Consider the following 10677-nt stretch of genomic DNA (forward strand, 5'->3'; position numbering starts at 1 on the left):
GCTCAGCTGTCCAGTACTGCTCGTCCGCGGTTGAGGCCGCGGAAGCAGGGGGTGAGGTGGGGCAGGGGCATTGCAAAGTCTGATGATCTTGTGAGCGGGCTGGTCAGGCGATGCCCAGGAGGTCAAGTGGGCGGGTGAACGGTTCGTAGGAGGCGTGTCGGAGGCCGGCGGCGACGTTTTGGTGCCCGGCTGTGCGGACGGTGTTGATCGCCAGGTTGCGCAGGGTTGCCATGTTCTCGGGGGCGTGGCCGGTTCGGATCTTCGAGGCGTCCTCGCGGAAGGTGGTGTCACGAACGAAGTGAAGCCGGTTCTCGATGGTCCACTGCGAGCGGGCGAGCCGGCCGAGCCGTTGCGGCGATGCCTGATGTGAGGTCAGGTCCGTGACCGCGTAAACGGTCTCGCGGCTGACCTTGCCGGTCGTCAGGTCGGTGCGGTGGCGCAGGATGCGCACGGCCTGGGCTGCGTGGGGGAAGTCCAGGCCGAGGTCGGTGACGGTGAGTGCCCTGGTCGCCCGGGTCTCCCGGCGGCCGTGGCCGGTCTCGCGGTCGTAGCGGCGCGAGGTGACGTCCTTCCATGGCAATGACCGCAGCCGGCGGTGCAGTTCGGGCTGGTTGGCCTTGACCACGAACAGGTAGTGGGCCTTCTTCTCCTCGACGAGGAAGCGGACGTGGCCGCGCTGGGTGTGGAGCGCGTCCGCTGTGATAGTGACCCCGGTCAGGTCGAAGGGCTCCAGCAGCGCCGCGAAGCAGGTGATCTCATTCGTCTTGTCGGGGACGCGTAGTTGGGTGACGGTCCGGCCGTCGCCGGTCATCGCGGCCAGGAGGTGGGCGGCGGGCGAGGTGCCGTGCCGGGAGCCGCGGGCGGCCTTGCCGTCGATGGCCAGTGATTCCGAGCCGGCGGGGTCAGCGCCGGTCAGATCGGCCAGGCCGCCGGGGCAGGCCATGCCGACGACCCGGCGGATTGTCGCGACACTCGGCGTGACCCGTACGCCGAGTGCCCCAACGACGCGGGCGCCCAGCCGGGCCAGGGCGTGCTGCGGGGCGTTCGCGGCCCACTGGCCGATGGCCGCGAACGACTGCGCGCCGCCGACGACGGCGGAGGCGGCAACCAGCAGCACGGCCACGAACGGGTGACGCACCCCTCGGCGCCGACGCGGATCGGGAAGCAGCCGCAGCCGCTCCACCAGCGACAGTCCCGCCACGTTGTCCAGGACCGGCGACTTGATCAGGCAGACGGTGGCAGACTTGCGGCACATCGAAGCTCCGGTGGTTCGAGGCGACTTGGAGGTCACCCCGTCCAACCGGAGCTTCGTTGCGTTCGTGACGGGCCAGTCCCGCCCCCTGCACAGCCGCGACCTGCGGACTCAAGCGCTTGCGGGGACTTTGAAACGCCCCTGTGAGGTGGGGGTGGACGCGGAGGGAGAGGGGGGAGCGGATGCCGGTGGTGCGGCCGGAAGGGGAAGCTGCGAGGCGGAGGGCGTGGAGCCGGAGCGGGGTAAGTCTGAAGGGCTGGGTGTGGGGGGCGACGACGAGGATGAGGCCGAGGGTGAAGGGAGCGTCGTGCCGGCCGGAGAGGGAGCGGCCGACGCCGCCAGGGCAGTGGGGGCGGTGAGTAGCACGGTGCTGGTGCCGAGCGCGAGTGCGGTCAACCATTTTGATCTCAATGACTTGCTTCCTGAGTGCAGTGATGACGCCTGGCATCGCAGTGCGTTAGTGCGTCAGTTCGACGAAGGGGGCAGAGTAGGCAGTGGTGTGAAAGATCGTCAACGAATCCAGATAGGCGACAAATGAAGCGATTACGGGCATGGATCGGCGCGGCAATCCTGACGATTCCGCTGTTCATGTCACTCGGAGCGGAGGGCGTGCAGGCCGCTCCGCTTACAGATGTGCCACTGCCGCTTCCAAGTGGCGGCGAGCAGTCGGTTCGGCTTGGAGAGCAGGTCAGCGTCTCAGTGGGCCTGCAGGACGCCGTCGGCAATGGAGACAGGGTCTTCTCCGAAGCGTTCACCGCGGATGGCCGGATGAGGATGAACGATCCGCACGTCACCGCGGTCATGACGATCTCCTGCACCGCTGCGCCCGGGTCCTACGAGGTGCGCATCGGAGCGGGTGGAGACCGGAACCCCGCCGAGGTCACGCGGCTCTGGGGGAGCGTCCGGGTGCCTCCGGCTGAAGAGACGGAACGTGCGGCGTGCGCGCGGCGGGTGTCCGAGCTGCCGCCTGAGCCCCAGGAGGAGCGCTGGCCTGCGGATGTGGAGTGGCCCGCGAGCCCTTGGGACGTGCGGTCGGTGCGGGCCGGCGGCGAGATGACGGCCACCGATGGCCTGGTGATGGGCGGCGACGGAGGCGTCACGTTGACCTCGCCGGCGTTCACGCGACCGGTGGTCATGCGCGGAGCGAAGCGGGTCTCCGCGGTAGTCCGTGTCAGGTGCGACGCGAAGCCGGGTCTCTACACCGTGGTCTGGCGAGAGAAGGGCAAGCCGTCAAAGGTCTGGGCCCGGCTGCGGGTGGAACCCGCAGCCCCTGACTGCCATGACCCTGCCCCTACGCCGGTCGACATGGTCAAGGGCACGGCTCTCTGGCTGGCGGCAGGCATCTGTGCTGCCGCGCTTGCAGTAGGGGCGTATGCCCTGAAGCGGAGGCGGCGCGCCCATCCTCTTTCGTGATTGTGAAGCGTCGGTATCGTGTGCTTCGGAAACGAGTGGTAGATGCGGTACGCACGAGTCGGGTGCGCGTTCCGGTTATTCCTGCCAAGCCATGAGAAGGGGGCGCGGTTCTCTCTCTGGGAGCAGTCGAGTCGGCGATATAAGTGCGTCGTTCACCGTGGCTGAAACGATTCCATAAATGACTTAAACCGCAGACCCGTGCTGGTCGGACTGCTTGGATGCTCAAACTGACCTCGGGACATGGGCAAAGCCGTTGCCAAACGGTTCATTTGCTGTCTGATAGCTCCTCCCTGAAGCTGTCGACCGACGGAGGCGTCCAATCGCAGAGGGCCGGAGGCGCCCCTGTGCCTTTATGCCAAGCTCGTCAGGTGGTCGTCGTCGGCGGGTCGTTGGCGGGCCAGGTTTGTCGAGCACCGGATCGCCAGCTTGGGCGACATGCCGCGCAGCCGCGCCAGCGGACACCGGCGACCATGCGATTCGACGCCCTGCCCATGGTGGGCCGGTCCTTTCCAAGAGACCGGGGTCTGCGGTGACAGCACCTACTGCATTGCCAGTGTCGTGCGCATCTCAGGCAAGAACCTGCACGTGTCCGCCGGTCACGCTGGTACGCAGCCATGCAAGTCCGAGGAGCCCGCCTTCGCCCCGCAACCACCGCCACAGCGGGACGTGATAGCGCAGGATTCGAGAACGGTTATGCCACAGGACCTCCCTTTCACCGGGGAGGTAAAGGAGAGGAAGGTGGCTTCGGCCATGTCGGAGATGCCGGAACCAGACCGCGCGCAGAACTTCGCGCCCGGCACCCCGCCGTCGGGGGGCAGCCTGTGGACGTACTCGTCCTGGCCAGGGCAACATGGCTCGGCCCTGAACCCCGACGGACCGCGGCCGGGACCCGTCCCGGCGCCGTCCGGAACGGAGTACCACGAGCAGGCCAGGAATGGTCGGCAGCGGTGGCCGCGGCGGCTCGGCGAGGCCCTTGCGGTGTTCGGGCTGCTGGTCACAGGGTTCGTCGTGGCCATCGGGGTCAGCATGCAGGTGGCCGCGGTCGTGGGCCTGGACCTCGCCCCTGATGGCAGCACCCGACTGCTGGTCAACCCCTTGGCGGACGAAGCCGTGGGGCTGCTCGCGCTGGCGACCGGTATACCAGCGGTGCTCTTGGCCGTGCGGTGGTGCGGCGACCGCCCGGCGGGGACCGTGGCGGCGGTGACCGGTGGGGTGCGGTGGGCTTGGTTCGGGATCTGTGCCGGCGTGGCCTTCCCCCTGATGGCCCTGGAATTGGGCGTTCTGGCGCTGTGGAGCTGGATGGAGGAGGGAGACGAGGTTTTCGAGGGGGACGCCCCGGGGCTCGGGAAGTTTCTGTTCGGGCTGGTACTCCTCGCCGTGCTCATCTCGTTCCAGGCTGCCGCCGAGGAGTTCGTGTTCCGAGGCTGGATCGCGCAGTTCTTCGGCGGGTTCCTGCGCTCTCCGTGGCCGGGGGTGTGTGTTGGCTCGGTGCTTTTCGCCCTGGCCCACGGGTTCGGCAGTTGGAGCGGCTTCCTTCTCCTGCTGTACTCGGCGCTGTGGTGGGGGTGGCTCGTCATCCGGACCGGCGGGCTTGAGGCCGTGATCGCCATGCACGCGGCCAACAACATCTTGTCCTATGGGCTGGCGATGGCGCTGGGGCAGTTGGCAGAGACGGGCACCGCCGCGGACGCGCCTTGGGAGGCACTGGTCCTGGAGCTGGTGAGCGCGCCGGCATACTGCCTGCTGATGGCACGGCTGAGCAGTGCCCGTGGTGTCGCTTCGCGTCGACCAGAGGGCCTCGGCCTCCGCAGCGGTCGTGCAAGCTGAAGGCTGCCCGGGCTCCGCCCGCCAGGCACTTGTCCGCCCTTTTCGCGGCTCCGGCGAGTACCCCGACGGCGCGGAAGGGGCGCAGTGCTCCTGTCGGAAACCGGAGAAGGCGTTTCAAGCCATCTCTCGAATCGCCGAGTTGCAGCAATCCGCTCGTCCTCCGGAGTAAGCCGCTGATAGCAACCACCGGCGCGGGCGGAACGAAGAAATCCACGAGCTGAAGGCCGCGTCCGGAATGCGCCGTGTGACTTGAGTCACGCCGGTATCTCTTTGGGTAAGATCAGACTGGTGCGTTACGTTCGCAATGAACGCATCAAGTTGACCCGGACCAGGTCGACTTGACGCGGTAGAAGCCAAATTGCACGGGGGGCGGAGTCAGACGCGGTTCGGGGCCGAAAGTGTCCAAGCCGACGGCTCCACGAACAGGCGCCTGATCTCCGCACCCCTTTGTGCACAACGCAAAGGAAGAATACGTGAAGCGCAACACGTTACGCATCGGGGGCGTCGCAGTACTCGCGGCACTTGCTCTGGGCCTCGGCGGCACTGCAGCTCAGGCGAGCACGGCTCCCTCCGCCACCCCTGCCCTCACCATCACGGTGACCACGCCGGAGCAGCAGCAGGCCGTCCAGTCGCTGGCCGCCGCCCTGCTGAACTCCCCCGTCGAGTACACCGCGGCCGAGCGCGCCGAGCTGCAGTCGATCGCGAACGGCGAGGCCGCTACCGCCGGCAAGTTCGACGGGCTTGTCAAGCTGCTCAAGAAGGTGCCTGGCTTCGCCAAGGCCGTCGGCGGAAAGTTCAGCGACTTCCAGGCCTGGTACAACGGCCTCTCTTGGTATTGGAAGGCTCCGCTGGTCGCCATGAACGCCGCCGGCAACCTCTACACCATCTGGGAAATGTTCCACTGACGAACAAACCGATCTCTGATTGATCGGTAGGGGCGTGCTGCAACTGCGGTTGCAGCACGCCTCTTGCGGCATCCCATCCGCGAACCCGAGAGGACATGCGACGTTGAACACCTCTTCAGCTGTGCCGCACGCCAGCGAAAGGGAGCAGAAGCCGGGATGGTTCCTGACTGCGGCACTCATCGGCGCACTGTCCCTGCTGCTCCGCCTCACTGACACCTGGTCCTGGTGGGCCTTCCTCTGGGCTCCGTTGCTCGGCCTTGCCGTCGGCTCCGCGACGTACGAGTGGCGGCTGACAGCCCGCAGCCGGTGGCGTATGCCCCCCATGGAGTGGGTGCTGCTGATCGTCGCGCACCTTGGCCTGGGCACATCACTGGCGGTTGTAGGAGGCATCCTGCCCCACTGATCACGGACTGCCCCCGACGAATACCCCCAAGAATTGCTCCGCCACCTTGCTATGCCCGGGGAAGACTAGGTTCTCGGCGAGTCGCAGCAGTAGGCAGGCCAGCTCCGGAGCAGACGGTGCGGCCGGAGGCGCGGTTCCCGCCGCCCATTTGAAGAGCGAGGACGTGTCGAAAGCGCGGTCGACTTCCTCTGGGGCGAGCGGGGGACGTGGGCAAGCCCCGCGCTGGCTGGGCAAGCCGAAGTGGGCTCCTTGAGGGGGCACTTCGGAGTCTCCTTCGGTACCCACTTGGGAGCCCGACACCCGTGAGGGTGGCAAACATGCAGGTCAGCGCCCGAATCGGCGTGAAGCCTGCGCCGTCACACCCCTCTTCTCCCCTCTTGTTGTCCGTGTGGGAGGAGATCATCGGGTTCCAGGGGGGCCCGGCGCCCTCCACGACCAGACGGGTCCGGCTTGTGGCGTACCGGTGCAGCTGGTCGCGTACGGCGAAGGGGTGGAGCTGATGGCTGGCAAGCGGCTGACGAATCCAGCGGGATCCTCGAACGACCTGCGGGGCGATGTGCTGCGCGTGCTGGGGGTGCTGAAGGTGGCCACGGCCGACCAGATCCAGCGGATCGCTTCACCGCACGGGGGCTTCCCCTTGATCGTGGACACCGGTTGCTATGCGGCGCTGGTCAGCGTAGTTGATCGCTGCTCGAAGGCGATCGGGCTGATCTGGCCGAGGCGGGAGTGCCGGCGGAGGGTGTTGTAGCGGGTCGCCCATCGGAAGACCGCGAGCCGGGCCTCCCGGGCCCCGTTCCACCGTTTCCGTCCCTGGAGCGTCTCGCGTTTCATGGTCGCGTTCAGGCTCTCCGCGGTGGCGTTGTCCGCGCTCGTGCCCACCGCGCCGCGTGATCTGGTCACGCCGAGTTCCGAACAGACCTGGGCGAACTCCTTCGACACATATTGCGCCCCGTTGTCGCTGTGAAAGATGGCCCCGTGCAGGCCGCCGGCACCGCGGGCCGCCGCGGCTGCCTTGAGCGCGTCGGTGACCAGCTCTGTGCGCATGTGGCCGGCGATCGACCAGCCGGCCAGTCGCTTCGAATGCAGATCCAACACCGTTGCGAGATAGAGGAATTGGCCGCCCCCGATCGGGAGATACGTGATGTCGCCCACGTACTTGGTGTTCGGCGCCTGGGCGGTGAAGTCGCGCCGCAGCAGGTCCGGGACCGGCGTCGCCGACGGCTCGGGAATGGTGGTGCGGACCTTCTTACGCAGGTGCAGCCCGACGATGTTGAACTTGCGCATGACGCGTTCGACGCGCTTGTGATTGACCCCCTGCCCGGCGTCCTTCAGCTCGGCAGTGACGCGCGGGACCCCGTAGGTGCCGTCCGATTCCTGGTGTATTCCAACGATGCGTTCGGCGAGCTCGGCGTCCGCCCGGGCCCGGGCAGCCCGCGCGTCCGCGCCGGCCAGGTGCCGGTAGAAGCCGGAACGCGAGACCCGCAGCATTCGGCACAGCCGCTTGACGCCGAAGGCGCCACGATGATCGTCGACGAACTGGAAGCGGCTGCTCACCAGCTGGTCTCGGCCGCAAAATACTTCGCGGCCCTCCGCAAAATCTCCCGCTCGAGCTCGAGTTCCTTCACCCGAGCCCGCAGCTGCCGGTTCTCCTTCTCCATGGCGGTGGCCTCCACCGCCCCCGGACTGGCTGCCTGCTCCGCGTCTCGCACCCACGTGCGTAGCGTCTCGTGGTTGACGCCCACATGCTTGGCCACCGACGCGTACGTCCCACCCGGACTGGCGTGGTACAGCGCGACGGCATCGGCCCGGAACTCAGGCGAGTACTTCGACGTCCCCAACGGGAACTCCTGTCCTATGGATCCTTACGATCCAATGATCAGGGTGTCCACGATCACGGGGAAACGCCCCTTGACGCCCAGCTTGCCGAGCCTGCGCTGCTGCTCCTCGTTGAGCTTGCTGAAGTCGCGTCGTTGGGTGGTGAGCCAGCGTCCGACGTCTTCGCCGTGCAGGGTGACCCCGGGTACGACGTCGGCGAGCCGGGCGCCGCCCGTGAGGAGCTGGGTGAGGTAGGCGTAGTGGCGTTGCCAGTCGACCGTCCACCGCAGTTCGCGGGGGTTCCAGTCCGGATCGATCGCGGCGAGTTCCTGGGCCCGCCGACGTGCGCGGCCAAGGTCTTTCCCGAGCCCGCCGGGGCGCCGGATGTTCGTCAGCCACTGCCCGAGTGCCCGGTCCAGGGCGGTGGCGTGCCGTGGGGCGGCCAGGGTTCCGTGGAGTTCGTAGTAGGCGCGCGCGGCGGCGAGGTTCTGCTCGAAGGCGGCGTCGGCGGTGTCCCACACGATCCCCAGTTCTTCCAGCTCGGCCGCCCGTTCCCCGGTCATCTGCCCCGCCCGGTACGCGCGCCGCTGGTCGGAGAGCCACCGTCCGAGCGGGTACGTGCCCTCGGTGTGTTCGTAGGGCACGTCCAGGTGTTCCTCGCGCTGCCGGTAGCGGTACGCGGCTTCCGCGCCCCGCTTCCAGTCCTGGCGCTCGGTGTTGATGACGGTGTAGCTGATCCACTTCGCGATCAGCCCGGGGTCTCGGGGGGTCGCGAACCGGAGCAGCAGCCGGTCGTCCTCCGCGCCCTCGGCGGGCTCCGGACCGACCGGAAGCGACGGATCGACAACGCGTTTCCGGACCTCCTGTGGAATGGCGAGCATTTCCACGGCCTTTTCATCGTGCGCCCGAAGCCCTTCCAAAACCCGAATCAAAGGGCGGTACGAGTTCGAGGAAAGCATGTCCTCCGGCTTCTCATCCTCGGCCAAGAACACCGGAACGATCAGCGTCGCCATCTTGCCCTGCCCCGGCTGCTGCCGCAGGGCTCGGCCGATCGCCTGGACGATGTCCACAGCCGACCCCTTCGGGTCGATCAGGGCTACCGAGTCGGTCGCTCGGATATCGACTCCCTCACCGAGGACCCGGCAATTACTGAGCACGGCGCGCCCCGCCCGGCGCCCGAAGTCGGAGAGCACCGACTGCCGGTGGACGCCCTCGTGTTCCCCGCACAGCCACCCCGACCACACCCTCTCCGGGTGCCGGTCCGGGTCCACCTGATGCAGCCGCGCCGCGACCCGAGGCAGCCCGGCGGCGAAGGCCTCCGCCTCGACCGTCCGGTGGTGGAAGGTGATCGTCGTCTGCAGGCCGTGCGCGGCCATGGTCTCCAACAGCGCGGTCTGCGTCGCCGCGAGCCTCTGACCCCGCAGCTGCTCCTCGTACCGCTCCACGCCGATGAGCCGGGCCGGGGTGACGACGGGGTCGGTCAGCTCGGCGACGACGATCTGATACTTCGCCAAAAGACCCCGGGAGATGGCCGATGCAAGGGACAGTTCGTAGACGACGGGCCCGAACACGCTCTCGTCGTCCATCGAGCAGGCCAGCTCACGCGGCAGCCGGTCCCGTACCCGCCGGGTCCGACCGGGTGTCTCCTCGTCCACGACGGCGACCTGCGCCTCGTACAGCTCCTGCTCCGCCCGCGAGCGTGGAGGGTATTCCTTCCAGATCCTGGGGGTGGCGGTCATGTACAGCCGGCGCATGGCCGGGATGACCTCCTGGTGGTGGATGTCCGCCCACGCCTTACCGGCCGAGCCCGAAGTCCGGTGGGCTTCGTCGACGACGACCAGGTCGAAGACGTCCATCGGCAGCCCGTACGCGCCCTCGTGTGCCTCGGCCAGGACCGGCAGGGAGGCGTAGGTCGCGTAGACGGTCACGGGACCCCGGCCGTGCCACAGTCCGAGCTGCGGCGCCGACGTCGTCGCCCGCACCCCCAGGTCCCACAGGGTGGGGTCGTCCGCCAGCGAGCACACCGCCACCGCGGGCCCGGTGTGGCCGGCCAGCCGCCATTCCCGGGCCGTCTGCGTCAGCAGATCCAGTGTTGGCAGCAGCACCAACACCCGTCCGTGCCGGGCCAGACGAAGCGCCGCCGCAGCGGCGATGAACGTCTTCCCGGTCCCGCACGCGGCCACCACCGTCGCCCGCAGACCGGCCTCCGGAATCCGCTTCCCGGGCGGAATATCGAGCCCCCGGACAATCGCCTCCACCGCCTCCTCCTGGTGAGGACGCAGTACGATGTCACCAGACTTCTGCATTCGGCACTCCACTGAAAACGAAGCGGCGGGAAAACCCGACCAGGGGAGGAGGTAGAGGTTTTCTCGGGATCCTACACAGCTACACGCATCACATCCCGCATGATGCATACTGATGACTGTACCGCGAACGAGGTCCACCAGAGTCGTCCAGGACAACTCCGACTCCGGCGGGAGGAAGTGATCGGTAGGATCCGGGACATGATCAACCCTCTTTCGAAGCCTCCCGAGCGGGGGTACGTCATCGGCTCCCTGGCGCTGGCCACCCTGTTGATGGTCGGGTGATACGGCTTTCAACCCGTCCCCACCGATTGCGTCGTATATCACGGGTCGTACGTTCCTCTTGAGGGGAATGAACCCACCACGGAGCAGCTCAAAGAGCCTGAGAGACAGGCCTCCACAGCCGAAGGATGCCAACGGACGAGACCTGGGACACCTGGGGATCCTCGACCTGACAACCCCTGCCGGGATTCGACAGGAACACACTCCCCTTTCCAGCCCGCAGCCCGCGCAGCGGGCCGCCCTGAAGGCGAAGCCGGAAGGGCTCAGAGTGGGGGAGCGGAGCGGACCCACCCCAACGGGCCGAAGGCCCAGACCCCGTGAAACGGGGTCACCCCGGCTCGCGGAGCGAGCCGTTCGGGCGAAGCCCGAACCAGTCCGGAGCGAAGCGCAGGACACCGGCCCGAAGGGCCGGCCCTAGCTCGGCGAAGCCGAGCCCGCCGAGCGCAGCGAGGCGGTCTCTCTCCTACGCGCGCAGCG

8 protein-coding genes are annotated in these 10677 nt (G+C 67.8%); 5 read left to right on the forward strand and 3 right to left on the reverse strand.

Annotation, left to right across the window (positions count from 1 at the left end; all coding sequences use genetic code 11):
- Positions 1–103 precede the first annotated feature (103 nt).
- Complete coding sequence (locus tag OHA65_RS38915) at positions 104–1255, reverse strand: ISAs1 family transposase (protein WP_327286055.1); 1152 nt, start codon at positions 1253–1255, stop codon at positions 104–106.
- A gap of 223 nt (positions 1256–1478) precedes the next feature.
- Between OHA65_RS38915 and OHA65_RS38920 the strand changes: the two genes are divergently transcribed.
- From OHA65_RS38920 to OHA65_RS38940, 5 genes are all read left to right on the forward strand, one after another.
- Positions 1479–1790: a hypothetical protein gene (locus OHA65_RS38920; RefSeq protein WP_327286525.1), complete on the forward strand. Its 312-nt coding sequence runs from the start codon at positions 1479–1481 to the stop codon at positions 1788–1790.
- Positions 1787–2665 carry a hypothetical protein gene (locus OHA65_RS38925; protein WP_327286526.1) on the forward strand — a complete coding sequence of 293 codons (879 nt, stop codon included), beginning with the start codon at positions 1787–1789 and terminating at the stop codon, positions 2663–2665. The genes OHA65_RS38920 and OHA65_RS38925 overlap by 4 nt, the downstream gene beginning before the upstream one ends.
- A gap of 738 nt (positions 2666–3403) precedes the next feature.
- On the forward strand, positions 3404–4492 hold the full coding sequence (locus tag OHA65_RS38930) for a type II CAAX endopeptidase family protein (RefSeq protein ID WP_327286527.1): 1089 nt from the start codon (positions 3404–3406) through the stop codon (positions 4490–4492).
- Between the two features lie 473 nt (positions 4493–4965).
- Positions 4966–5397 carry a hypothetical protein gene (locus tag OHA65_RS38935; RefSeq protein WP_327286528.1) on the forward strand — a complete coding sequence of 144 codons (432 nt, stop codon included), beginning with the start codon at positions 4966–4968 and terminating at the stop codon, positions 5395–5397.
- A 103-nt stretch (positions 5398–5500) separates the two neighbouring features.
- Positions 5501–5800 (forward strand): hypothetical protein, encoded by a 300-nt coding sequence (locus tag OHA65_RS38940; protein WP_327286529.1) that lies wholly within the window; start codon positions 5501–5503, stop codon positions 5798–5800.
- 657 nt (positions 5801–6457) lie between these two features.
- Here the strand turns inward: OHA65_RS38940 and OHA65_RS38945 are convergent.
- Both OHA65_RS38945 and OHA65_RS38950 read right to left on the reverse strand, forming a co-directional pair.
- A protein-coding gene (locus OHA65_RS38945; RefSeq protein WP_331736557.1) for an IS3 family transposase occupies positions 6458–7638 on the reverse strand; the annotation gives its coding sequence in 2 pieces (ribosomal slippage) (positions 6458–7371 and positions 7371–7638; 1182 coding nt in all).
- Between the two features lie 24 nt (positions 7639–7662).
- Positions 7663–9921 carry a Helicase associated domain protein gene (locus OHA65_RS38950; RefSeq protein ID WP_331736560.1) on the reverse strand — a complete coding sequence of 753 codons (2259 nt, stop codon included), beginning with the start codon at positions 9919–9921 and terminating at the stop codon, positions 7663–7665.
- Positions 9922–10677 lie beyond the last annotated feature (756 nt).

The organism is Streptomyces sp. NBC_00045, assembly GCF_045041095.1.
Classification (GTDB): domain Bacteria; phylum Actinomycetota; class Actinomycetes; order Streptomycetales; family Streptomycetaceae; genus Streptomyces.